23 protein-coding genes are annotated in these 22,814 nt (G+C 66.5%); 4 read left to right on the top strand and 19 right to left on the bottom strand.

Annotated elements, in window-relative coordinates; genetic code table 11:
- Nucleotides 1-39: 39 nt before the first annotated feature.
- Nucleotides 40-600, top strand: a complete 561-nt coding sequence (gene ilvN / locus B6K69_RS00285) for an acetolactate synthase small subunit (RefSeq protein ID WP_107672959.1) — start codon at nt 40-42, stop codon at nt 598-600.
- Nucleotides 601-702: 102 nt separating this feature from the next.
- Here the strand turns inward: ilvN and B6K69_RS00280 are convergent, their stop codons facing one another.
- Together B6K69_RS00280 and B6K69_RS00275 are read right to left on the bottom strand one after the other, a co-directional pair.
- Entirely contained in the window at nt 703-1,356 is a 654-nt protein-coding gene (locus B6K69_RS00280) for a hypothetical protein (RefSeq protein ID WP_228156773.1), read from the bottom strand.
- 460 nt (nt 1,357-1,816) lie between these two features.
- Nucleotides 1,817-3,022: a pyridoxal-phosphate-dependent aminotransferase family protein gene (locus B6K69_RS00275; RefSeq protein ID WP_108642367.1), complete on the bottom strand. Its 1,206-nt coding sequence runs from the start codon at nt 3,020-3,022 to the stop codon at nt 1,817-1,819.
- 248 nt (nt 3,023-3,270) lie between these two features.
- On the opposite strand from B6K69_RS00275, the gene B6K69_RS00270 reads away from it, so the two are divergent.
- The 3 genes from B6K69_RS00270 to B6K69_RS00260 all read left to right on the top strand — a co-directional run bounded on the left by B6K69_RS00270 (nt 3,271) and on the right by B6K69_RS00260 (nt 6,324).
- Nucleotides 3,271-4,929: an ABC transporter ATP-binding protein gene (locus B6K69_RS00270; protein WP_108644700.1), complete on the top strand. Its 1,659-nt coding sequence runs from the start codon at nt 3,271-3,273 to the stop codon at nt 4,927-4,929.
- A gap of 68 nt (nt 4,930-4,997) precedes the next feature.
- Nucleotides 4,998-5,768 (top strand): CAF17-like 4Fe-4S cluster assembly/insertion protein YgfZ, encoded by a 771-nt coding sequence (ygfZ, locus tag B6K69_RS00265; protein ID WP_108642366.1) that lies wholly within the window; start codon nt 4,998-5,000, stop codon nt 5,766-5,768.
- Nucleotides 5,769-5,997: 229 nt separating this feature from the next.
- Nucleotides 5,998-6,324, top strand: a complete 327-nt coding sequence (locus tag B6K69_RS00260; protein ID WP_107672956.1) for a DUF6280 family protein — start codon at nt 5,998-6,000, stop codon at nt 6,322-6,324.
- A 74-nt stretch (nt 6,325-6,398) separates the two neighbouring features.
- On the opposite strand, the gene B6K69_RS00255 is transcribed toward B6K69_RS00260, so the two are convergent.
- The 17 genes from B6K69_RS00255 to B6K69_RS00175 form a co-directional block, all read right to left on the bottom strand.
- Nucleotides 6,399-7,076, bottom strand: a complete 678-nt coding sequence (locus B6K69_RS00255; RefSeq protein WP_108642365.1) for a hypothetical protein — start codon at nt 7,074-7,076, stop codon at nt 6,399-6,401.
- A gap of 158 nt (nt 7,077-7,234) precedes the next feature.
- Entirely contained in the window at nt 7,235-8,611 is a 1,377-nt protein-coding gene (locus tag B6K69_RS00250) for a TolC family outer membrane protein (RefSeq protein WP_108642364.1), read from the bottom strand.
- 76 nt (nt 8,612-8,687) lie between these two features.
- Nucleotides 8,688-9,341: a protein-L-isoaspartate O-methyltransferase family protein gene (locus tag B6K69_RS00245; protein ID WP_108642363.1), complete on the bottom strand. Its 654-nt coding sequence runs from the start codon at nt 9,339-9,341 to the stop codon at nt 8,688-8,690.
- 156 nt (nt 9,342-9,497) lie between these two features.
- The gene (locus B6K69_RS00240) at nt 9,498-10,472 is read right to left on the bottom strand and encodes a hypothetical protein (RefSeq protein ID WP_108642362.1); all 975 of its coding nucleotides are present in this window, start codon (nt 10,470-10,472) and stop codon (nt 9,498-9,500) included.
- A gap of 91 nt (nt 10,473-10,563) precedes the next feature.
- The gene (gene dxs, locus B6K69_RS00235) at nt 10,564-12,498 is read right to left on the bottom strand and encodes a 1-deoxy-D-xylulose-5-phosphate synthase (protein ID WP_108642361.1); all 1,935 of its coding nucleotides are present in this window, start codon (nt 12,496-12,498) and stop codon (nt 10,564-10,566) included.
- 206 nt (nt 12,499-12,704) lie between these two features.
- A complete protein-coding gene (gene pufX / locus B6K69_RS00230) occupies nt 12,705-12,932 on the bottom strand; it encodes an RC-LH1 core complex protein PufX (protein WP_164681847.1) in 228 nt (75 codons plus the stop codon).
- Between the two features lie 10 nt (nt 12,933-12,942).
- Entirely contained in the window at nt 12,943-13,866 is a 924-nt protein-coding gene (gene pufM / locus B6K69_RS00225; RefSeq protein WP_108642359.1) for a photosynthetic reaction center subunit M, read from the bottom strand.
- Nucleotides 13,859-14,707, bottom strand: a complete 849-nt coding sequence (gene pufL, locus B6K69_RS00220; protein ID WP_108642358.1) for a photosynthetic reaction center subunit L — start codon at nt 14,705-14,707, stop codon at nt 13,859-13,861. The genes pufM and pufL overlap by 8 nt, the downstream gene beginning before the upstream one ends.
- Nucleotides 14,708-14,838: 131 nt before the next feature.
- Nucleotides 14,839-15,027, bottom strand: coding sequence for a light-harvesting antenna LH1, alpha subunit (gene pufA / locus B6K69_RS00215; protein WP_107672948.1), 189 nt, complete (start codon nt 15,025-15,027; stop codon nt 14,839-14,841).
- 13 nt (nt 15,028-15,040) lie between these two features.
- Complete coding sequence (pufB, locus tag B6K69_RS00210; RefSeq protein ID WP_107673115.1) at nt 15,041-15,190, bottom strand: light-harvesting antenna LH1, beta subunit; 150 nt, start codon at nt 15,188-15,190, stop codon at nt 15,041-15,043.
- A gap of 199 nt (nt 15,191-15,389) precedes the next feature.
- The gene (gene pufQ / locus B6K69_RS00205) at nt 15,390-15,614 is read right to left on the bottom strand and encodes a cytochrome PufQ (protein WP_107672947.1); all 225 of its coding nucleotides are present in this window, start codon (nt 15,612-15,614) and stop codon (nt 15,390-15,392) included.
- The gene (gene bchZ, locus B6K69_RS00200) at nt 15,611-17,101 is read right to left on the bottom strand and encodes a chlorophyllide a reductase subunit Z (protein ID WP_108642357.1); all 1,491 of its coding nucleotides are present in this window, start codon (nt 17,099-17,101) and stop codon (nt 15,611-15,613) included. The genes pufQ and bchZ overlap by 4 nt, the downstream gene beginning before the upstream one ends.
- Nucleotides 17,101-18,630, bottom strand: coding sequence for a chlorophyllide a reductase subunit Y (gene bchY / locus B6K69_RS00195; protein ID WP_107673114.1), 1,530 nt, complete (start codon nt 18,628-18,630; stop codon nt 17,101-17,103). Before bchY ends, bchZ begins: the two co-directional genes overlap by 1 nt.
- A gap of 87 nt (nt 18,631-18,717) precedes the next feature.
- On the bottom strand, nt 18,718-19,722 hold the full coding sequence (locus B6K69_RS00190) for a chlorophyllide a reductase iron protein subunit X (protein ID WP_107672945.1): 1,005 nt from the start codon (nt 19,720-19,722) through the stop codon (nt 18,718-18,720).
- Nucleotides 19,719-20,663, bottom strand: a complete 945-nt coding sequence (gene bchC / locus B6K69_RS00185) for a chlorophyll synthesis pathway protein BchC (RefSeq protein WP_107672944.1) — start codon at nt 20,661-20,663, stop codon at nt 19,719-19,721. Before bchC ends, B6K69_RS00190 begins: the two co-directional genes overlap by 4 nt.
- A gap of 126 nt (nt 20,664-20,789) precedes the next feature.
- Nucleotides 20,790-21,887, bottom strand: coding sequence for a methyltransferase (locus B6K69_RS00180; protein ID WP_228156772.1), 1,098 nt, complete (start codon nt 21,885-21,887; stop codon nt 20,790-20,792).
- A 44-nt stretch (nt 21,888-21,931) separates the two neighbouring features.
- Nucleotides 21,932-22,804: a polyprenyl synthetase family protein gene (locus B6K69_RS00175; protein ID WP_164681846.1), complete on the bottom strand. Its 873-nt coding sequence runs from the start codon at nt 22,802-22,804 to the stop codon at nt 21,932-21,934.
- Nucleotides 22,805-22,814 lie beyond the last annotated feature (10 nt).

The following is a 22,814-nucleotide window of genomic DNA, read 5'->3' as shown; positions in this document are numbered from 1 at the left end:
CCCGGCCCCCCGTGGAATATTTGCAGAAGGGAAAGCCGCATGTCGGCCTTGAACATCAAGAAGGGCGCTTCCAGCCATTCCGCCTATGACCTACGCGACAGCCATGTCGAGGTTGAGGAAAGCCACACCCTGGCTGTGATCGTCGAAAACGAACCGGGCGTGCTGGCCCGCGTGATCGGCCTGTTCTCGGGCCGTGGCTACAATATCGACAGCCTGACCGTGGCCGAGGTGGACCACACCGGCCACCGCTCGCGCATCACCATCGTGACCCGCGGCACACCGGCGGTGATCGACCAGATCGAGGCGCAGCTCAGCCGGATGGTGCCGGTTCACGCCGTGCACGACCTGACGGTCGAAGGCCCCAGCGTGCAGCGCGAACTGGCGCTGTTCAAGGTGGCCGGCAAGGGCGACGCCCGGATCGAGGCCCTGCGCCTGGCCGAGATCTTCCGCGCCAAGGTGGTGGATTCGACGCTGGAAAGCTTCATCTTCGAAATCACCGGCACCCCGGAAAAGATCGACGCCCTGGCCGAACTGCTGCGCCCGCTGGGCCTGCGCGAACTGGCCCGCACCGGCGTCGCCGCCCTCTCCCGCGGCGCCTGAGCCGCAGACGGTTCCCACGACCGCCGGCCAGGCCGCACTGGCGGGCCGGCGGTTGCGGTGCGGGACGGGGCGGTCGCTCCGCCACCGTGGAAGGCAAAGCGTTCAGTAGGGGCTAGCGTCGAGGAGGCTGCTCAAGTATCCATCGCAACCTAAAAAATATCCTGCAACCCCCTGCATGACATCGGCCAGCGTCGGTAAATGAAGGTCGGAATAGGCGACGGGCACGGGGTTCCCCTGACGATCCACAGGGTAACGATACGAGTATGAACCGGGATCAATCTTAGCAAACTCGAGGATGATTTTCCCCACCACCGGATCAGCCTCGTCCGGGTCTTCGGTTCCGTAGTGTTCGAGCATCGCCAAGAACTCAGACCACAGTTTGTCTAGGTCATGTGACTTCCAGTTGGGCTCGATGCCAACCGCGGGCCCGAACGTAGCAAGATGATATTTCAGCGATAGTTCGATGAACTGCCGGTAGTTGAAAATGATGGGGAACACGAGGATATCGCGAGTCGGGCGATTATCGGCAGCGGCCTGAACCATTAAATCCGCCGCCGACTTGTAACCCTCCATCATGAGCACTAGGCGTGTAAACCCATCGTTTGCAACATTCGCATTATCGAATGGATCGTCGGCAACGACAAACGGCTTGTCGTCAGTCGCCGGCCACCGAAACTCGGTATTCAGAATGTCCTCAAATGTCTTTCTCTTGGCCATATGAATCACCCCCTCTTTGATATCTTTGAGATTATTCACCCGGGCTGATCTCCCCGGGCAAGGGCTCACCGTCCGCTAAGGGCTCAAAGCCGCCCTACTCCCGCCACACCATCAGGCCAGCCCCCGACCGCGGGTGGGCGCCTCCAACGGCGCGAGGCGGGCGCTTGATGGGGCGGCCTCTCCCACCAACCGAACGAAGAACCCACAGCGCAGAAGCGCCCGCCCGGGGGGCGGTCGGGCGCTGGCCGGGGCCGCTTCGCGGCTGTTAACCCGGCAGGGACGTCTGTTCTAACGGGGAAGACAGGGCACCTTACTGGCACCGTCCGTTCAGCGATCAATCCCCCCTTTCCTGTCGCAGCATCAAACCAGCCCCCGACCGCAGGTCGGCGCTTCAAACGCGCGACGGCGGCGCTTGATGGCGCGGGCGGGCGCTGGCCGGGGCGGCTGACGCCGCTCTCAACCCGGCCGGAGCCTCCCGTCTGACAGCAGCACGGGCCCCTCAGGCCCGGTCGGCCACCACCTGCGCGGCGGCCTCCAGCGCGCCCTTGCCATGCGGAATGCCCAGCGCCTTCAGCCCGGCCTCCATCACCGCCAGCACGCCCAGCGTCATATGGGCGTTCACATGGCCCATATGCGCCACGCGCAGCGCGCCATCGGCGTTGGGGTCTTCCGGCGTGCCGGCGCCAAGGCCGATGCCCAGCGTCACCCCGGCGCGGGTCTCGCACCAGCGGCGCAGCCGGGTGGCCGCATCGCCGCCGAACCGCGCCGCCGTGACCGAACGGCCGCGCCAGTCGGGCTGGCCCACGTTCAGCGCAATGGCGGGGTTGCCCGCGCCCCAGGCCTCGAACGCGGCCCAGACGGTGCGGGCCAGCGCGTCATGCCGGGCCCAGACCTGCGCCAGCCCCTCTTCATGCAGCAGCATGGTCAGCGCCTCGCGCAGGCCATACAGGTGATGCGTCGGCGCGGTGCCGTCCCAGTATTGCCAGAACTCGGCCGGTTCCGCCCGCGGCCCCCAACGCCAGTAGGGCGAGGCCATGTCGCCCTGCCCGCAGCGCAGTTTCGCCGCTTCCGAGAACCAGACGAAGGCCAGACCGGGCGGCGTCATCAGCCCCTTCTGGCTGGCCGCCACGGTGACATCGACGCCCCAGTCGTCCATCCGGTATTCATCGCAGCCCATCGAGGCGATGCAATCCACCGCGAACAGCGCCGGGTGGCCGGCGGCATCAATCGCCGCGCGCAGGGCGGCAATGTCGTTGCGCAGCGTCGTGGCGGTATCGACATGCGTCGTCAGCACCGCCTTGATGCGGTGCTCGCGGTCGGCGCGCAGGATCTGTTCCAGACGGGCCGGGTCGGCGGGCGACTGGCGCCCGAAATCCTCGATCTGCACCTCGATGCCCATGGCGCGGGCATGGGCCGCCCAGGACTGGCCGAACTGCCCGCAGGCCAGCACCAGCGCGGTTTCCCCGCGCGAGAACAGGTTGGAATTCGCCGCCTCCCACCCGGCATGGCCATTGCCGATATAGGCCGCGACATGCTGGGTGGTGCCCGCAACGGCCCGCAGATCGGGCCAGATCCCGGCAACCATCTCGACCAGCGGCCCTTCATAGATGTTCGGGCTGCCCCGGTGCATCGCCCGCAGCACCCGGTCGGGCATGGTCGAGGGGCCGGGAATGGCCAGATAGGGGTGGCCGTGGGCAAGGCTCATTCGGGCAAACTCCTTGGGGGATTGCGGATGCGGCGTCGGGTCATGGCTAGCCCCCTGCCCCCGCATCGTCAACGCCCCGGCTGCCGCCGCCGCCCCCGTGCCGCTTGAGCCAGGGCCCCGCATGGGCTACATGCGTCAGACAACCCAGACGGGACAATGCCTTGGCCGAACCGCCCCCTTCCCCGCAGCTTTTCCGCCGCTACTGGCGCAGCTTCCTGCGCAAGCGGCTGGGGCTTCTGCTGCTGGCGATGCTGCTGTCGGTGATCGAAGGCTCAACGCTGGGGCTCTTGTCCTGGCTCTTGCAACCGCTGTTCGACGATGTGTTCGCCGCCAAGTCCATGTCGGCGCTGACACTGGTCGGCGGCGGGATTCTGGCGCTGTTCGTCCTGCGGGCCGTCACCTCGATCCTGGGCCGCTGGCTGATCGCGCGGGTCAACAATGAAACGGCCGCCGAAATGCAGGTGGCGCTCCTGGGCCATCTGCTGACGCTGGACGGCGCGTTCTTCCAGAAGAACCCGCCCGGCACGCTGATCGACCGGGTGCAGGCCGATACCTCGGCCGCGCAGGGTGCGGCGCAGATGGTGCTGGTGGGCGTCGCGCGCGATGCGGTGTCGCTTCTGGGCCTGCTGGTGGTGGCCCTGCGGATTGATGTGGTCTGGACGCTGGCCGCGCTGGTCGGGGCGCCGCTCTTGTTGCTGCCGGCGCTGGTGCTGCAACGCTATGTCCGGCGCAAGACCTTGCACATGCGGGTGCAGTCCGGCCTGCGCTCCACCCGGCTGGACGAGGTGTTTCACGGCATCCAGCAGGTCAAGCTGAACCGGATGGAAAGCTACCAGACCGGGCGCTTCTCGCAGATCGTGGCGCGCATCGTCCGGGCCGAAGTGAAATCGGCCGTCGGACGCGCGGCAATGCCGGCGCTGGTGGACATCGTCACCGGCATCGGCTTTTTCGCGGTGCTGATGCTGGGTGGCTCGCAGGTGGTGGCGGGCGAACGCACCACCGGCGAGTTCATGGCCTTCTTCACCGCCATGGCGCTGACCTTCCAGCCGATCCGCCGCATCTCGGACCTTGCCGGAAGCTGGCAGATTGCCCGCGCCTCGCTGGAGCGGCTGTATGAACTGTTCGACACCCGGCCCGCCACCACGCGTCCGCCGCAAAGCCGCGCCCTGCCGGCGCAGGTGCCGCCGGAAATCGTGTTCGATGACGTGCGCTTTGCCTATGACGACCAGCCGGTCCTGCAGGGCCTGACCTTCACCGCCGAAGCCGGCAAGGTCACGGCGCTGGTCGGCGCTTCCGGCGCGGGCAAGACGACCGTCTTCCATCTGCTGACTGGGCTGGCCGATCCGTCCTCGGGGCGCATCGTGATCGGCGGCGCCGATGCGGCGGGGATGACCCTGCCCGACCAGCGCCGCCTGTTTGCCGCCGTCACCCAGGAAGCCGCGCTCTTTGATGAAACCCTGCGCGAGAACCTTGTTCTGGGCCGCGACGGCATTGACGAGCCGCGTATGCGGCAGGCCCTGCGCGATGCCCATGCGATGGAATTCATCGCAGCCCTCCCCTCTGGCGTGGACAGCCCTGCCGGCCCGCGCGGATCGTCGCTCTCGGGCGGGCAGCGGCAGCGCATCGCCATTGCGCGGGCGCTTCTGGCCGACGCGCCGGTCCTGCTGCTGGACGAGGCGACCTCGGCCTTGGACGCAGCCTCGGAAACCGCCGTGACAGCGGCGCTGGCCCAGGCGCAGCAGGGCCGCACCACGCTGGTCATCGCCCACCGTCTGGCCACCGTCCGCGATGCCGACAAGATCGTGGTGCTGGACCGGGGCCGGGTGGTGGAACAAGGCACCCATGACCAGTTGATCGCCCGCAACGGCACCTACGCCAGCCTGCACGCGCTGCAATTCCGCGACTGACCCTTTCGCCCGCCGCCCCGCCCGCCCTATATCTGCGGGAAAGGAGTGTTCGGATGACAGGTCAAGACATGGCGGGCGAAAGCATCGCGGGGCGCACCCTCTGGCGGCTGACCGGCAAGGATGTGCTGACCTTCCTGCAAGGGCTGGTCACCAATGACGTTCTGCCGCTGGGGCGCGGGCCGGGGCTGGTCTGGACCGGGTTCCTCACGCCGCAAGGCAAGTATCTGGCCGATTTCTTCGTGATCCGCCGCGAAGGCGACGACGACAGCTTTCTGATCGACATTCCCGAACCGCTGGCGGCCAGCACGCTGAAACGGCTGACGATGTATCGCCTGCGCGCCGATGTGCAGATCGTCCCGGCAGATGGCCTGCACCCCACCCGGGGCACCGGCCCCGCCCCGGCGGGCGCCCTGCCCGACCCGCGCGCCCCCTCGCTGGGCTGGCGGGCCTATGGCCCCGACACGGGCGGCCCCGCCGTTACCAACTGGGCGGCGCTGCGGGTGGCGGCGGGCGTGCCGGAATACCCCGACGATCTGCTGCCCGATGACAGCTACATCCTGGAAATGGGGTTCGAGCGGCTGAACGGCGTGAACTTCCGCAAGGGCTGCTATGTGGGTCAGGAAGTCACCGCGCGGATGAAACACAAGACCGAACTGCGCAAGGGTCTGCGCAATGTGCGGCTGGATGGCCCCGCCGCCCCCGGTACGCCGGTCATGGCGGGCGACCGGGTGGTCGGCCGTCTTGGCACCGTCGCCGGCAACCGGGCGCTGGCCTATCTGCGCCACGATCAGGCGGAAGGCCCCCTTCTGGCTGGCTCATCCGGGGTTTTCCCCGAATAACCCCGGAAAACCTGAAAAACCTTACCAAACGGTTGACAGACTCGACAGGTGTCCCATATCTGGTTTTCCCGCCCGCAAGGTGACGACTAGATGATGTGGCACCCCGGCAAGCCATGCACATAGCACATGGCTGTCATTCCAAACTGGAAGCCCAGAATCGTAATCAAGTCGTTACAAGCGCAAGGCGCGGTAAAAGACAAGAACAAGACCGGAATTCAAGGAACCTGTGATGCTGGACTCCATCGACAGCACGGCTTTCAACTTCGAACAGGGTGCGCGGGCGCGCAAGCTTTTCGCTGCGGTCGTTCTGGCTGCCCTGGACGATGCGATTGCCGATGACAAGAAATACGGCAACGGCCCCGAGCAGATCGCCCGCTGGGCGCGGTCGCGCGATGGCCGTGAAGTGCTGTCCTGCGCCGGGATTGACCCGAACGAGCGTGTGGTGAAAGGCCTGATGGAATTCGTGTCCAAGGGCATCCGGACCTCTGTCGCCCTCAGCCGTGAGGAATCGGAACGCCGGGCGGCGCTGGACGCCGACCACGCCGAAGCGGCCTGACCGCCGTCTGCCAGACAGACCCATGCAAGGCGCGCCCCGGGCGCGCCTTTTGCATTTCTGGCCTTTGACGGCGGTTATTCGAAGTCGCGCGACGCCAATGCGCGGCGCAGTTCGATGCGCACCAGCTTGCGCACGTTGCGGGTGATCCGCTCGCCCAGCGGGCCGGCCAGCTCATCGCGGATGATCTGGCGCACCATGTCACGCAAGCCCTCATCCATGGGCGACGCGGGGTCTGTCAGCACCAGAACATCGGGCGCGGCCCCCTGCCCCGACGGCGCCACCGGGTCTTCCGCGGCTTCCTCCAGCAATGCCTCGGCGGCAAGCTGACGGATCATCTCGGCCTTGATGGCATCATCGGCCTGCGGCACCGGCGTTGCGGACACACGGCGATGCGCCACGAAGGCAAGCGGCTCGGACGGCTCCCACGGTTCTTCCCCGGCCAGCCAGGTCACCTCGGGCATGGTTTCCGCCGTCCAGTGGCCGCGCACCTCGGGTGCCGGCGCGGGCGGGGTCTCGATCTCTTCCACATAACCGGCATCGCCGCCCGAAGGCGGGCGCACCAGCGCCGCGCCGGTCAGCCGAAGCACGCCGGGCGATGCCGCCGGCGCCTCGACCCGCAGCGCCGGAGTCAGCACCAGCCTGCCCGCAGGGCGCGTCAGCGGCCGGGGCGCCGGCCGCAGGTCTTCTGAAACCAGACGCCGGATCGAGGTCAGAACATCCTCAATTTCCTGCGTTTTCATGGAGTCGGCCATTCTGCTCTGCCTGTTGGTCTTCTGCGTTCCCGTGGCGGCCAGTCTAGCCAGAACCTGGCTCTGGCACAAGGAACCGTCGGGTTCCACGTTAACAAAGCAATACGGCCGCCCCAAGGGCGGCCGCAAAGACATGTCACAGGCTGCGGTGCGGGGCCGGATCAGCGCCCGACCTTCTCCATGATCGCATCCAGCTTCTTGCCGCGCGAAGACGTGGCCGGGGCCCGTTTCACCGCGTCGTAATAGGCATCCGGGTCATAGGTCGGGATGCCCAGCTTCAGATGATCAACGGTCAGCAGACCCATCGCCGCCAGCACCCGATAAACCGCCACATAGCGGTTCGCCTCGGCCTCCAGCCGCGAGGCGCGGGCGTCCAGCAGTTCCTGTTCGGCATCCAGCACGTCCAGCGTGGTGCGGGCGCCAAGGCTGGCCTCCTCGCGCACGCCGTCAAAGGCCGATTGCGCCGCTTCGATCTGCGCCGTCGTCGCCTTGATCGACGCGCCATAAACCGCAAGATTGGCCCAGGCATTGCCAAGGTTCTGTTCGATCAGCACCACCGTCTGCTTCAGGCCAGACCGCGCTGCCTCTTTCTGCGCCAGAGACTTGCGATACAGCGCCGACAGCTTGCCGCCCGCATACAGCGTCTGGCTCATCTGCAACCCGGCATCGGCGGAAAAGCGGTCCTGCACCGTGGTGTTGCTGATCGAAACGCCAAGCCCGATCGACGGTTTCATCGACGCCTCGGCCAGTTCGACCGAGCGGTCGGCGATCGTCACCTGATGCTGCGCCTGCCGGATGGCGGGGTGCGTCTTCATCGCAACCGACCGCGCCTCGTCAATGGTCTTGCCAATCTTCGGGCTGGGCGGCAGCGCGGCCAGACGGCCCGGATAGGCCCCCGTCGCCGCCTTGTAGGATTCGCGCGCCACCATCAGCGTGCCTTCGGCCGCCGCAAGCGAGGCGCGCGAAGCCGCCAGCCGCGCTTCGGCGATGGAAACGTCGGTGCGGGTGATCTCGCCCACCTCGAACCTGTCCTGCGCGGCGCGCAGTTCCTGCGTGATCAGCCGCACGTTCGATTGCCGCAGCGCGACAATCTCTTCGGCCAGCTTCACATCGACATAGGCCTGCACGGCGGCCAGCAGCACATCCTGCTCAACCCCCACCAGCGCCTGCCGCGTGGCCTTCACGCTTTCCTCGGCAATCGCGATCTGGGCCTTGGTGCGGCCAAAGTCGAACACCATCAGATCCAGCGACAGCGAAACCGACGTGGCCAGCGTATCGCCCGAGACATGCACCCCGGCGGTGGTGTAATTGGCATAGCTCTTGCCCCAGTTCACCACATAGCTGACCACCGGGCGCAGCGACGACACCGCCACCGCCACATCTTCATCGGCGGCCCGCAGCACGGCTTCGTTCTGGTCCAGCAGGTGCGAATTGCGATAGGCCGCCGTCAGCGCATCGGCCAGCGTTTCCGCCGCGGCCGGCAAGGTCATCGCCAGCGATGCCGATCCAAGAACAAGGGCCTTCAACCACATCCGCATCACGACTGTCCTTCCTGCGCGCCCCGCGCGGGGCCGGTCTTTCCGGGTCGGCGGGCCGGAACGGCCCGCGCCTTTGTTACAGGGCAAAAGCCCGCTGCGCGGCAAAGCCGGGCAGCAGCGGGGCGGTGGCATTGAAGGCAAAACGCCAGGCAATCACGCCATCACGCTTGAAGCCGATCTTCACGGTGCCAAGCGCCCCTTCCAGGATGATGGCCGCGATCCGGCCCCCTTCCTTGAGCTGGGCCGCCAGCGCCTCGGGCAATTCCTCGATGCCCCCTTGCAGGGTGATCGCGTCATAGGGGCCGTGCTTCGCCGCGCCTGCGGCCAGCGGGCCGGCAAAGACCACGGCATTGTCCACGCCCTGCTCCGACAGGATGCGCTGCGCCTCGGCGGCCAGCGCCTCATCCTCCTCGACCGCGATCACGGTCTCGGCCAGCCGGGCGATCACCGCCGCCGAATAGCCCAGCCCGCAGCCCAGATCGAGAACCATCTCGTCGGGCTGAATATCCAGTGCGTCCAGGATCTTGGCCAGAACACGCGGGTCCAGCACCACGCGGCCCGGCGCGATGTCCACATTGTCGCCGATATAGGCGGCCTCGCGCCGGTCAACCGGCACATAAACCTCGCGCGGGACCGACAGCATGGCGTCGATGATCGGAAACTTGGTCACGTCAGAGGGGCGGACCTGGGTGTCCACCATCGTCACGCGCCGCTCAGCATAGTCGGTCATTCTGAACCCTTCGGTTTAGATTGCGCCTAATGAATATCTGCCACAACCCCAAGGGGGCGGCAACCGCCTTCGCGGCCTTTCTGACGCAGGGCAAGCAAATATGCCAGCCCCCCAGCCGCGATTTGCGCAAAGCTGTGATCCGCAAGGCGCGGCGGATCAGGCCGCCGGCGGCGCGGACCGGCGCCCTGTCACCCAACCGGCGGCCTTTTCGCCCATGCTGCGGAACTTGTCCGAAGCCTGCGACAGCCGGGCGGTCCAGTCCGGGTCGGGCTGCTGCCCTTCCGTCACCTTGAAATACACCTGCAACAGGCAGGCCAGCGCGAAAGGTTCAATCAGCGCCGCCTTCACCGCCCAGGCGAACAGGATGGCAAAGACCATCATCCCGCCGGTCGCCGGGCCGGGGATCAGCCAGACCACCGCCGCCGCCGGCGCCAGCATGACCAGGAACACCAAAAGCGACAGACCCCAGACAATCAGCGTCAGCCAGGCCGCGTTCACAAGCAGCGGCCGGGCGTTCTGGGCATACAGCACCAGCGCCTCCTGCCCGGTCTTCCACGGATTGTCCGACCGCGTGCGCAGGATCTGCGCCAGGATCACCTCGTCAATCAGGCCGGCGGCGATCTTCAGATAGGCCCGCAGCGCCGCGGCCAGCCGGTCCAGCCCCGGAATCGGCAGGAAGGACAGGATGCCCTGCAACAGCCCCGTCACCGCCCCCACCACGCCGCGGATCAGCACATCCAGCCCGAACAGCGCGCTGGCGGTGCCGAACCGCTCGCGCACCACGCCCTGCGCCCAGGCCACCTGCCCCTGCCCGCCCGGCACCTCGCGGCCCTCCATCAGCTCGACCATCACCGCCAGATGCCCGGCCTTGACCAGATACAGCAGATAATCGCGCAGGAAGAAGATCACCCCCGCCGTCAGGCCGAAGCCGCCGATGGCGCCGTAAACCGTGGCCGAGGTTCGGAAGTCCTCATCCCCGAACAGGCCCACGCCATAGCCGATGCCCGCCCCGGTGCCCGTCACCACCACAAAGGCGGCGGAGACCGCGAAATAGACCAGCACCCGGAACAGGACGAAAGGCGCGGTGCGCGCCATAAGGGCCAGGGCCTGGCTGATACTGAAATCCCACATCTGCGCCTCAAGAATCGGATCAAATCCCGAAAAGCCTGCGACGGCCCCGGTCTTTTGTCCAGAACTCCGGGCGCTCCGGTCAGACGGCGCGTCAGACGGCGCGCGGGCGGGCAGGCATCCGCGCCACCTTGTCCCGCGCCATCGCCCCCCGGACCGAGGCCGCGATGTCCGCCGCCGTCAGCCCGGCCCAGGCATACATCTGCGCCGGGCTGGCCTGGTCAATGAACTTGTCCGGCAGCATCAGCGTGCGCACCACCCGGCCCCGGTCCAGCCCGCCGGTCGCCGCCAGATGGTGCAGCACCTGCGCCCCGAACCCGCCCGAAGACCCCTGTTCCAGCGTGAACAGCCCGGCATGGCTGTCGATCAGCCGGTCGATCAGCGCCGTGTCCAGCGGCTTGGCAAAGCGCGCATCGGCCACGGTCAGCGAAATGCCCTCCGCCTCCAGCATTTCGGCGGCGGCCAGCGCCTCGGACAGATGCGCCCCGAAAGACAGGATCGCGGCATCGGTCCCCTCGCGCACCACCCGGCCCCGGCCAATCTCCAGCGGCGTGCCGCGTGACGGCATCTCGACCCCCGCCCCTTCGCCGCGCGGATAGCGAAAGGCGATGGGGCCTTCGTCGAACTCCACCGCGGTGGCGACCATATGCACCAGCTCGGCCTCGTCGCCGCAGGCCATGACCACCATGTTCGGCAGGTTGGCCAGCATTGCGGTGTCAAACGCGCCGGCATGGGTGGCGCCGTCCTGCCCCACCAGACCGGCCCGGTCGATGGCGAACCGCACCGGCAGGCTCTGCAAGGCCACGTCATGCACGATCTGGTCATAGCCACGTTGCAGGAAGCTGGAATAGATCGCGCAGAACGGCCGCATCCCGGCGGCCGCCAGACCGGCGGCAAAGGTCACGCCATGCTGTTCGGCAATGCCCACATCGAACACCCGCGCCGGAAAGCGCCGCGCCATGATGTCCAGCCCGGTGCCGCCCGGCATGGCGGCGGTGATCGCCACGATGCGCGGATCGCGCGCGGCCTCCTCCGTCAGCGTATTGCCGAAGACCGAGGTATAGGACGGCGCGTTCGACTTCGATTTCACCTGCGCGCCGGTCGCGATGTCGAATTTCGCCACGCCATGATACTTGTCGTCGGCCCCCTCGGCCGGGGCATAGCCCTTGCCCTTGACCGTGACCGCATGAATCAGCACCGGCCCGCGCGCCCGCGCCCGCGCCGCCCGCAGCGTGCCAAGCAACTGCTCCATGTCATGGCCGTCAATCGGGCCGACATATTCAAAACCCAGCTCTTCAAACAGCGTGCCGCCGCCGGGCATCCCTGTCACCATCTGCCGGGCGCGGCGGGCGCCTTCGCGCACCGGGCCGGGCAGATGCGCCTCGATCCCCTCGGCGGCGGCCTTCAGCATGGCAAAGGGGCCCTTGGCGGCAATATCGTTCAGATAGCGCGACAGCGCCCCCACCGGCGGGGCAATCGACATGTCATTGTCGTTCAGGATCACGAACATCCGGCTTTTCAGATGGCCGGCGTGGTTCAGCGCCTCATAGGCCATGCCGGCGGTGATCGACCCGTCGCCGATGACCGCGATGGTATCGCCGACCGGCATCCCCAGCTCGCGCCCCACCGCAAAGCCAAGCGCCGCGCTGATCGAGGTCGAGGAATGGGCGGCCCCGAACGGGTCATATTCCGATTCCGACCGTTTGGTGAACCCCGACAGCCCGTTCGCCTGCCGCAGCGTCAGCATCCGGTCGCGCCGCCCCGTCAGAATCTTGTGCGGATAGCACTGGTGGCCCACGTCCCAGACCAGCTTGTCGCGCGGGGTGTCGAAGACGGCATGAATCGCCACAGTCAGTTCCACCACGCCCAGCGATGACCCCAGATGCCCGCCGGTCTGGCTGACCACCTCGATGGTCTCGCGCCGCAACTCCTCGGCCAGGCGGCCAAGCTCGGCATCGGTCAGCGATTTCATGTCGCTCGGGCTGGCAACCCGGTCAAGGATCGGTTTCGGGGTCCGTGTCTCGCTCATGGTTGCGTCCTCCAATGAGCCGCCCCTGTCAGGGGCATGAATGAAAAAAGTGCCGTGTGGAAGAACCACACGGCACCAGGTCCCTGTCGCCAACAGGAAGGGAACCGGGCTGTGGTTGCGCCCCGGATCCGGGCCGGCGAAATGGCCCGAACGGCGGAAGCGGGGGGCGGCGTCCCGGAACCGGGGCCGCCCACCCGCAGATTTCATCAGGCAACGTCGATGGTCTGAACGATCTCGAGCGCGCCATAAGGCGAAGGTGCCTGCTTGCTTTGCTCGGGCAACAGCAGACCGGCAAGATAGGTGCCGACCAGCAGGCAGATCACCGCGACAACACCGACGGCGGCCAGGAAGGCCCCCCACACCATCTGGCCCAGGGCCCAGACGCGCAGGTTGATCACCGCATTCGGCTCGTGAGAGTAGTTGTACTCAGCCATGATCCGCTCCTCAGTTGACCGGGGCGTAGCCGTGGACTTGCGCCCAGACATACCAGTTGTCCACAACCGTGCCGCTCAGCAGGATGCCGATACCGCCGGTCAGGGTGACCAGAACCCCGAACCACCACGCCCAACGGTGGATACCTTCCATCGTGGCGTTGAAGCCCATGGTCCAGCGCCAGAACAGCGCCGCACGTTCGGCCGCCGTCCCGCGGTCAACGATCTGTTCCAGCTCGCGGTCGCCGCCGAAGCGCGAGACCGCCAGAATGGTCGCCCCGTGCATGGCGAACAGCAGGGCCGATCCGTAGAGGAAGGCGATGCTCAGGCCGTGGAAGGGGTTGTAGAACAGGTTGCCGTGGGTCAGGCTGAAGTTGTTGGTCCAGTCGAGGTGCGTGAAGATGCCGTAAGGCACGGCTTCCGACCAGCTTCCCATCAGGATCGGGCGGATGAAGCCCAGCACCATCCAGAGCCAGATCGCCGACAGGAAGGCCCAGGCGGTGTGCTTGCCCATGCCCAGGGCCGCAGCCCGGGTATAGGTGCGGATCCACCAGGACCAGACCGCCACGAACATGAAGAACGAGGCGATGAACCACATGATGCCTTCCGCGTCCCTGGGCACACCCAGGCCGTATTTGGCATCCGGCGCGTCAAGCGACAGATAGAACAGGTCGCGCATGAACACGGCCGGGTTGAAGCCCGCCTCGTACCAGAACCAGGCCCCGATGGTCAGGAACCACAACACGCCCGAGATGAGCGAGACAGTGCCCCAGCCGCCAAGGTAGATCGGTCCGATCTGGGCGTTGCCGAACCAGCCAAGCAGCGTCCAGTTCGTGGTGCCCTTGGTCCGGTTTGACAGGTCCACGCCTTCGACCAGACCCATTTCGGGTGCGCCGCCGACTTGGACTTGCGTGAAGATGTTTTGATACTCAGCCATTTACGCCTCCCGGAATGTCGACCCACCAGGGCAGCTCAACCCACCAGTACCACCAGTTGCTCCACTGATCGAACCAGATGGTGCCCGTGATGATCATGCAGACCGCGGACCAGAACACCGCCATCAGCGCCAGAAGCAGGCCCAGACGGTGGATGCCCAGCGTCCCGATCGAATAGCCGACCAGATCGCGGAAGAACGTGTCCTCGTGGTCGGCCGTTTTCATTTCCAGGCCCTTTTCAGGGTTGGCGGCCGACAGAACCAGGGCACCGTGCAGCGCCAGAGCCAGCGCCGTGGTGAAGAAGAAGCTGATCCCCAGCATGTGCGCCGGGTTGTAGTGGAAGTTGCCGTAGGTGTAGCCGGTGTTCGAGACCCAATCGAGGTGCGTCCAGATCCCGTAGGGGAACGCATAGCCCCATGAGCCCATCAGAAGCGGCCGGAACACGACCAGAACCGCATAGGCCAGGATCGCGAAGCTGAAGGCGAAGGGGATGTGAAGCCCGATGCCAAGCTTGCGGCAGATCTCGACCTCGCGAAGCGCCCAACTGATGAAGGCCCCCAGCGCGCAGATCGTGATCAACTGCCAAAGGCCGCCTTCAGCAAGCGGCGCGAAGGCCAGGCCGTTCTCAACCGACGGCGGTTCGATCGAGATGAGCTGAGGGTTCCAGACCCCCTCCATCGCCGTTCCGTAAAGAATCAGAAGTGTGCCAAGCGCCGCGAAAAAGAATGTCGTGACGCCGAAGAAGCCGACGTAGAAAGGGCCGACCCAGAAGTCGAACAGATTCCCGCCGACCAGCGTGCCTCCCGGCACGCGGTATTTTCGTTCGAAGCTGAGCAGTGCCATGCTTCCCTCTCCGCTTTTGCCGGATATTCCTGCCTCCCTGGCGCATGGAAGCAGCTTCTCCGTGTGAAATCGCGCGTATCGTCGCGGGCGGCAGGCCCATCGGCTTGCCGCCCGCAACAGAGGCCGGTCCCTTACGGGGTGACGACCGCAGCGGCTTCGCCGCGGCCGTACTTGGCCGTACCGACATCAAGCCAGTTGTAGTCGGGCTTGCTGAGCAGGATGAGGTGAATCATCACGGCCAGCAGGAAGAGGAAGACGCCCTGCGCCACGAAGACGCGACGGGGGTCGAACACTTGCCAGATCTTGTAGAATTTGGACATTGCTTGCTCCTCCTCAGAGCCACGGACGCCAGATGTACACGGCGATATGGGCGATGACGGCAATGGTCACGAAGAGCCAGAGCCCGCTCATATACACGGAGTGCAGTTCCTGCGCCTGCTCGTCAGAAAGACCTGTGAAGCTCAGGTCGGATTTATCAGCCATTCTATCCTCCGGATGGTCAGACTGACACCGCATCCCCTGCGGCTGGGTTCACGGTTCGGCAGGATGCCTCCCCGAGTTTCCCCGCACCCCGGATGATCCGGGATACGGCGAGCGATTGCCCCGGCCTTGGGCGCTTCGGCCGGGGAAGATCGAGCTTCTGTCCTGGCTTTCCGGGCCCGGGGCAGAAGGGTTCCGGCCGCTAGGGCCGGAAGATCGCCGGCGTGATCGACCCGGCCTCGCGCCAGGCACGGGCCAGGGGGCCCTGTGCCGGCAGGCGGCGGTCGGCAATCAGCCGGAACACCCAGTTCACGATGGCGATCGGGATCGCGACCACGAAGATCAGGGTGAAATAGATGTAGAACTCGGTTTTCGGCGTGCGTTGCGCATGATGCACGACGGTCTCGCCGGCGGTCTGGTCACTCATGCCGTCCCTCCTTGTCCCTTGCTGGGGCCCCTGCCCGCGGATTCTCCGCGCAGGGCCTCGACTACCTCCAACACCACCCGCTCGGCGCCCTGGTCGAGGGCGGCCTTCTCGGCCGCGTCCCGCAGGGATTTCGCCGCCGAGATGCGGGTCAGAACCGGGTGCTCGGCCACGATCCGGTCCAGCGCGGCCTGGGCGTCGATGTCCCAGGGCATGTCGCGCCGAAGCGTCGTGGGCGTGGCCGCCGCACTGTCCATCTCGGATGCCAGTGGCAGGATGTGGAACAGCGCATCGAACAGGCCGTTACACACTTCCTGCAACATGTACACGGCGCCAGCATATCCCATAACGGGTGTGCCTGTAGCGCGCCGGATAGCCGCACCCGGGAAGCTGGCCGGTATGAAACTGGGCGCAGGGCCGTGCCCGCCCTTCATCTCGGCCATGTACATCTTCTCGTTGATCGACCCCATCACGATCAGCGGCCGGTGCTGCCGCAAAAGCGCCCGAACCTCTTCGTTATTGGTCTTTTGCCCGGCCTTGCGGGCCACGGCAAAGGCGCAGGGGAAGCCAAGATCGTCTTCCAGATAGTGACGGATGCCGCGGGTATAGGTCTCGTTCGCCACGATGCCGAAGCTGGCGGTGGCAAAGAAGTCCTGCGTGACAGAACGCCACAGATCCCACAGCGGCTTCAGCGTCGAATGCTTTTCCCGCTCGATGAACGGCTCGGGGTCCAGCCCCAGCATCTCGCCCAGCTTGCGCAGGAACAGCGTGGTCGATTCCAGCCCGATCGGCGCCTGCAGGTAGGGCTTGCCCAGCACCTCGGCCAGACCGCGGCCAAACTCGCGATACATCACGACATTGGCGTCGGCGTTCACCAGGTTGCGCATCTCGGCCAGATGGGCGCCCATGGGCATCACCATGTTGACCTCGGCGCCGATGCCTTCCACCAGCCGGCGGATCTCGTGCAGGTCGGACGCCATGTTGAAGGTGCCGTACATCGGCCCCAGGATGTTGACGCGGGGCTTTGCCCCGTCCGGCCGGTCGGCCTCGGGCGGCATCCGGCCCTTGGTCATGCCGAATTCGGTGAAGATCCAGGTCATCGCGCGGTCGGCGCATTGCCACTGGTCTTCGTCAATGGTGCGCGGCAGGAACCGCTGGATATTGGTGCCCTGCGGCGTGACGCCGCCGCCGATCATCTCGGCGATGCTGCCGGTGACGACGACTGCGGGCAGCGCCGGGTCCAGCACCTTCCAGGCGCGTTTCATCGCGCCTTCGGTGCCTTCGCGGCCCAGTTCTTCCTCGCCCAGGCCCGTCACCACGATGGGCAGCTCATGCGGCGGCAGCGCATCGGTGTAATGCAGCACGGATGTCACCGGCAGGTTCTCGCAGCCCACCGGGCCGTCGATCACCACCTGCAATCCCTTGACGGCGCAGAAGGCATAGACTGCCCCCCAGTAGCCGCCGGCGCGATCATGATCCTGCAACAACATCAGATCATCTCCTGCGCTTTGGCCGCCTTGGCGGCCTTGTCCAGCTTGCGCTGGTGGATCGCGCGGAAATCGGGGCGCAGGTTCGGCGCACCTTCCCAGATGCCGGTCGTATCGCCGGTGCCGACGCCTTCGAAAAAGGCTTTCATTCCGGCCATGCGGGCCTTGCCGGCCATGGCGGCATTGACCACCTGCGCCAGACTGCCGGCCCCGGCCGGCCCCATCAGCGGCCGGGCCGAGATCAGGTTGGTGAAATACAGCGCCGGAATGGCCTTTTCCTTGGCCTTCTGCACCACCGGCGTCGTGCCGATGGCAAGATCGGGCTTGAAGGCCTCCATCGCGGTCAGGTCGTCTTCCAGGCTGGCGCGGTACTTGACCACCACGCCGCGCGCTTCCAGCCAGTCGCGATCCGCCGCGCTCCATTCGGTGCGGCCGCAGGCGGTGCCGACATAGGGCACATCCGCGCCGCTTTCGATCAGCAGCCGGGCCACCAGCAGTTCGCTGCCCTCATACCCCGACAGGGTGATGCGGCCCTTGATCGGCGCATTGGCCAGCGCGGCCTTGATGGCGGCGCCAAAGGCGTTCTGCGCCGCGCCTACCTTTGCTGCATCTACATCATACGCAGCGCCGACGTTTGCCAGCCACTCCATCGTGCCGTCATGGCCCACCGGGGCGCTGCCCACGATGGCGCGGCCCGCCGCCTGAAACTCGCGGATCGAGGCGCTGTAGAACGGGTGAATCGCGGCAATCACCTTGCTGTCCAGCGCGGCATAAAGCTCGCGCCAGTCGCGGCAGGGCACCGTCGGCCCCACGGCCAGCCCCATGGGCGCCAGCATCGCGCCGATCATCATCGGATCGGCCGGGAACATCTCGCCCAGCAGGGTGACGGTCGGCCGGTCGCTGCGCCCCGACACCGGCGCCGGCACCGGACCGGCCATGATTTCATGCCGGGCATATTTCAGCATGGCGCCGGCCAGCACGTCCTTGGCCTCGGCATGGGTGGGCACACCGAACCCCGGCACGTCAATGCCGACGATGCGCACCCCGTTGATTTCATTCGGCAACAGCCGCAGCGGCACACCGCTGGCGGTCGGCACGCACAGGTTGGTCACCACCACCGCATCATAGCGGTCGGGGTCGGCCAGTTCATGCACCGCATCGCGGATGTCCTCGAACAGCTTGCCGGTCACCAGCGTTTCGCTGCTGAACGGCACATAGCCGACAGACCGGCGGGCACCGTAGAAATGGCTGATGAAGGACAGGCCGTAAACGCAGCAGGCGCTGCCCGACAGCACCGTCGCCACCCGCCGCATCCGCAGCCCCACCCGCAAGCTGCCGAACGCAGGGCACATGCTTTGCGGCTTGTCATGCGGGCCAGCCGGATAATCCTTTGCGAACTGGTCCAGCAATTCCGAATTGCCCGCGGCACGGGCCGCAGCCTCCAGCGCCGATGCGCCCGCGTGGCAACCCAGGCCATCCGTGCCAAGGGCCGCGTCAGACGCCCCCCCGGTCAGGACGGGGCCTTCGGCCATCACGTCGGTGCGCAGGTCGGTCACTTCCGCACCCCCCGCGTTCCCAGCAGTTTCAGGGCTTCTTCCAGACGGGTCAGGGCGTCGAGATCAAGCATTGTCATACACCACTTCCAGCGAGACCTTCTGGCCCGCGTATTTGCCGCGCATGTCTTCGTCGGTGGCCGGTTCCAGAACGAAATCGGCGCCGGTCGTCTCGGCCGAGAACAGGCCCAGAAGGCCGTCCTGGCTCAACGGGCGGGGGCGCAGCGGCGGGGCGTCGGCGACATTGATCGCCAGCTCCTCGAACAGCGGCCCCCATTGGGTGGCATGGCTGCCGACAATCAGGTAGTTCGCCGATTTCCGCCGCAGATCGTCATCGGCGGGAATGCTGGCAAGGATCGGAATCCCCACCGCTTCGGCAAAGGCCTTGGCCTCGCCCGTGCCGTCATCCTTGTTGATCACAAGGCCCGCCACGCCGACATTGCCGCCCAGCTTGCGGAAGTACTCCACCGCCGAGCAGACGTTGTTCGCCACATACAGCGATTGCAGGTCGTTCGAGCCGACAACGATCACCTTCTGCGCCATGTCGCGGGCGATCGGCAGGCCGAAGCCGCCGCAGACCACGTCGCCCAGAAAGTCGAGCAGCACATAGTCGAAATCCCAGTCGTGGAAGCCCAGCTTCTCCAGCGTTTCAAACCCGTGGATAATGCCGCGCCCGCCGCAACCGCGGCCCACTTCGGGCCCGCCCAGTTCCATCGCGTAGACACCGCCGCGTTTGAAGCAGACATCGCCCACCTTCACCTCTTCCCCGGCCAGCTTCTTGCGGGTCGAGGTTTCGATGATCGTCGGGCAGGCCTTGCCGCCGAACAGCAGGCTGGTGGTGTCGGACTTCGGGTCGCAACCGATCAGCAGCACCCGCTTGCCCATCTCGGCCATCATGTGGCTGAGGTTGGCCAGCGTGAACGACTTGCCGATCCCGCCCTTGCCATAGATCGCAATGATCTGCGTCTTCTTCGACGGCGGGTCTTGCGGGATTTCCAGCGTCGGTTCTTCTGCGGCCTCGGCGCGCAGACGGGCGTCGAAATCCTTGAGGTTCGGTACGTCCAGGGTCATGCGGTGCCACTCCAGTCGAGAATCATCTTCAGGCAGGCCGGGTCGCCAAAGGCGGTTTCATAGGCCTCGGCCGCCTGGGCGGCAGGACGGGTGTGCGTGATCAGCCCCTTGAGCGACAGCGCACCGGATTCGATCAGCGCCCGCGTCGCCACCAGGTCGTCAGGCTGCCATTCGCTGGCAATACGGATGCGGGCTTCCTTCATGAAGGCCGGCGGGAAGGCAAAGGCGACGGGTTCGGTATAGAACCCGGCCAGCACCACCTCGCCACCCTTGGCCAGCCGCATGACCAACTGGTCCAGCAGGCCCTTGGCGCCCGAAGCATCATAGATCGCCTTGTAATCGCGGCGCGGATCGTCTTCCGGCGCGATGCAGGCATAGCCTTGCGCGCCCTCGCGGCGGGCGGGGTTCGTGTCCCAGACCGTCGGCGCCGGCGCACCGGCGGCAAGGGTCAGGCGGGCCAGCAAGCGGCCCAGCGTGCCATGGCCGACAATCAGGTCGGGCAGCGCGGTGTTGAAGCCGGCCAGCGCATGACGGGCCGTGGCCGCCAGTGCCAGCAGCGCCCCTTCGGCGCCAAGACCGGCGTCGATCCGGGCCACGCGGGATGCCTTGGTCACCAGCCGGCGGCTGGCGCCCCCGAACAGGCCCTTCACATTGTCGGTAAAGCAGTTGGCGCCCGGAACGAACACCCGTTCGCCCACGCGGAAGCCGGTATCGGCGCCCGCTTCCACCACTTCGCCCGCGGCTTCATAGCCGGGGACCAGCGGATAGCCCATGCCCGGGAAGGGCGGCATCGTGCCGGTGTAGAACAGCTTTTCAGTGCCGGTCGAAATGCCGGAATGGGACACCTCGACCACCAGGTCGTCCGGTCCGGGCGTCACCAGCCCAAGGCTTTCAAGCCCCAGCTTGCGCGGTCCCTCAAGGATGACGGCAGTCGTTCTCACGGTGGTTCCCTCTTGCCCCGGATGCCACCCCCAAGACTCAGGGGCAGTTCGGTTTTTGCTTAGGTGTAAGTCTAGCCTTACATTCTGCGGTGTCAAACAGATTGGACATTTTTCTTCACAAACGCGTCAGATGCGCCGCGCTTCGACCACCGAAGTCACAAATGCCCGAAATCCCTTGTGAATTTTCACATCGACATAGCCAAGAGAGGCCAGAATCCCGGCAATTTCCTCGGCCGACCGGGTGCGACCTGTTTGCATGGCCAGGGTGTAAACCGCCATGTACACATCGGTATGCCGATCCGGGGCCTTCCCCCCGCCCATTGCCTCGGACACGATCAGCCGCCCGCCGGGGGGCAAGGCAACGTGAACGGCACGCAGAAGGCTGGCCACCGTGTCGTCGGAATGGTCGAACAGCACCCGGACCAGACTGATCGCATCGGCCCCGCGCGGCAGCGGATCATCGCGGAACGATCCGGGCAGCAAACGCACCCGGTCGGCCATCCCGGCGTCGCGGAACCGCGCCTCGGCGGCGGGCACCACGGCGGGCAGGTCGAACAGCGCCAGCTTCAACTGCGGATAGGCCGCCCCCACCGCAGCCAGAAAGGCCCCGCTGCCGCCGCCCACATCCATCAGCTCGGTAATTCCACGGAAATCAACCAGTTGCAGGGTGTCTTCCGCCACCGGCCCCATGCTGTCGGTCATCAACTGTGAATAGCGTTCGGCCAGGTCGGGGTCGGCGGCAGCCCCGGCCCCAAAGACATAGGGCCAGAACTTCGCCAGCTCCGTTTCGGTTTCGCCCCGGAAGAAGGCCACCGGATCGGCCAGATCGCGATAGAGCGCCGTATGATGGCGCACCATCGCCTCAAGCCCCGGAACGGTCAGGAACGCCGCCCCGCGCGCCGTCAACTGCCAGCACCCCGCCCGGCGGCGGATCAGCTTCAGCCCGGCGGCGGCACGGAACAGCACCTCGGCCCGGTCAGCGGGCAGATCGGCCACCCGGGCGAGTCGCGGGCTGTCCGCCGGCCCTTCGGCCAGCGCCCGCAGCGCGCCGGTGCCAACCAGCGCCATCAGCACCTGGCTTTGCACGAATCCCTGAATCAGATCGAACAGCGCACGGCCTTCGGCCCGGGCGATGTGCTTCAACCCCGGCAGCCTGACACTCAGCTTGTGAACCTGTGGCGACAGGGCAAGACGCACATCCAGCGGCTGTCGGGTGTCAGGCACCGACGCAGACGCCCCACCCCGACCGGCCGGAAGCGCGCGGTCACTCACCTTGCGGCCGTCCGGTGGTGAACGGGCGTCATGCGTTCGGCATAGGCGCGCACCATGCCGGCCAGCATCGCCTCGCCCGGACAGGCCGGGATCGAGGCGATGGCCCCGGACAGAATGTCCTTCAGATGGGCAATCGCCCCGGCCACGCCCATTTCCGTCACGGCATTGGGGCGGCCATGGGCCACGTCCTGCCCGGCGGGCTTGCCGATGGATTCGGGGCTTTCCAGCGCATCCTTCAGATCGTCGGCCACCTGGAAGGCGGCACCGATCCGGTCGCCCAGCTCTTCCCAGGCCTCGGGGTCTTGCCCCGCCGCCAGCGCGCCCATGCGCGTGGCCGCAATGAACAGCGCGCCGGTCTTGGCCCGGTGATAGGCGGCCAGATCGACCTTCGGTTCCGACTCCCAGCCCTGCCCGGCACAGATCCCGCCCGGCATCCCGGTGCGCTGCGCCAGTTCCGTCACCAGCCGCAACGCGCGGTCGGGGGCAACACCCCCCGCGCGGGCCAGCACTTCGAAGGCCAGCGTGATCAGGCTGTCACCCGCCAGAACGGCCAGCGGCTCGCTGTAGGCGCGGTGCAGCGTCGCTTTGCCGCGGCGGATGTCGGCGTCGTCAAAGCAGGGCAGATCATCGTGAACCAGGCTGCCGCAATGGATCAGTTCCAGTGCCACCGCGGCCGCATCCGACAGCGCGGGGCGGTCGTCTCCGCAGGCCAGCGCGACCGACAGGCAGATGGTCGGACGGATGCGCGCACCGCCAGGAGTTACAGCATAATCCAAGGCTTGCGCCAATCTGGCGGGGGCTTCCCCCTGCCCCTGACCCAGCCGGATGGCCGCTGCCATCGCCGCTTCGATCCGCTCGGAAATCCCCATGACCACCTCT

The organism is Pseudogemmobacter blasticus (assembly GCF_003071405.1).
GTDB lineage: Bacteria > Pseudomonadota > Alphaproteobacteria > Rhodobacterales > Rhodobacteraceae > Pseudogemmobacter > Pseudogemmobacter blasticus.
The sequence above is the reverse complement of the archived record's forward strand: the minus strand, read 5'-3'. Positions and strand labels throughout refer to the sequence as shown.

Bases quoted from the DNA above. Each gene is read 5' to 3' on its own strand.
- B6K69_RS00240 (WP_108642362.1), bottom strand. From the start codon at position 10,472: ATGTGGGATTTCAGTATCAGCCAGGCCCTGGCCCTTATGGCGCGCACC.
- B6K69_RS00175 (WP_164681846.1), bottom strand. From the start codon at position 22,804: ATGGGGATTTCCGAGCGGATCGAAGCGGCGATGGCAGCGGCCATCCGG.
- dxs (WP_108642361.1), bottom strand. From the start codon at position 12,498: ATGAGCGAGACACGGACCCCGAAACCGATCCTTGACCGGGTTGCCAGC.
- pufA (WP_107672948.1), bottom strand. From the start codon at position 15,027: ATGTCCAAATTCTACAAGATCTGGCAAGTGTTCGACCCCCGTCGCGTC.
- B6K69_RS00255 (WP_108642365.1), bottom strand. From the start codon at position 7,076: ATGGCCGACTCCATGAAAACGCAGGAAATTGAGGATGTTCTGACCTCG.
- pufQ (WP_107672947.1), bottom strand. From the start codon at position 15,614: ATGAGTGACCAGACCGCCGGCGAGACCGTCGTGCATCATGCGCAACGC.
- bchY (WP_107673114.1), bottom strand. From the start codon at position 18,630: ATGGCCGAAGGCCCCGTCCTGACCGGGGGGGCGTCTGACGCGGCCCTT.
- pufM (WP_108642359.1), bottom strand. From the start codon at position 13,866: ATGGCTGAGTATCAAAACATCTTCACGCAAGTCCAAGTCGGCGGCGCA.
- pufL (WP_108642358.1), bottom strand. From the start codon at position 14,707: ATGGCACTGCTCAGCTTCGAACGAAAATACCGCGTGCCGGGAGGCACG.
- pufX (WP_164681847.1), bottom strand. From the start codon at position 12,932: ATGGCTGAGTACAACTACTCTCACGAGCCGAATGCGGTGATCAACCTG.
- bchZ (WP_108642357.1), bottom strand. From the start codon at position 17,101: ATGTTGTTGCAGGATCATGATCGCGCCGGCGGCTACTGGGGGGCAGTC.
- B6K69_RS00260 (WP_107672956.1), top strand. From the start codon at position 5,998: ATGCTGGACTCCATCGACAGCACGGCTTTCAACTTCGAACAGGGTGCG.
- pufB (WP_107673115.1), bottom strand. From the start codon at position 15,190: ATGGCTGATAAATCCGACCTGAGCTTCACAGGTCTTTCTGACGAGCAG.
- B6K69_RS00250 (WP_108642364.1), bottom strand. From the start codon at position 8,611: ATGCGGATGTGGTTGAAGGCCCTTGTTCTTGGATCGGCATCGCTGGCG.
- ygfZ (WP_108642366.1), top strand. From the start codon at position 4,998: ATGGCGGGCGAAAGCATCGCGGGGCGCACCCTCTGGCGGCTGACCGGC.
- ilvN (WP_107672959.1), top strand. From the start codon at position 40: ATGTCGGCCTTGAACATCAAGAAGGGCGCTTCCAGCCATTCCGCCTAT.
- B6K69_RS00190 (WP_107672945.1), bottom strand. From the start codon at position 19,722: ATGACCCTGGACGTACCGAACCTCAAGGATTTCGACGCCCGTCTGCGC.
- B6K69_RS00270 (WP_108644700.1), top strand. From the start codon at position 3,271: ATGCTGCTGTCGGTGATCGAAGGCTCAACGCTGGGGCTCTTGTCCTGG.
- B6K69_RS00275 (WP_108642367.1), bottom strand. From the start codon at position 3,022: ATGAGCCTTGCCCACGGCCACCCCTATCTGGCCATTCCCGGCCCCTCG.
- B6K69_RS00245 (WP_108642363.1), bottom strand. From the start codon at position 9,341: ATGACCGACTATGCTGAGCGGCGCGTGACGATGGTGGACACCCAGGTC.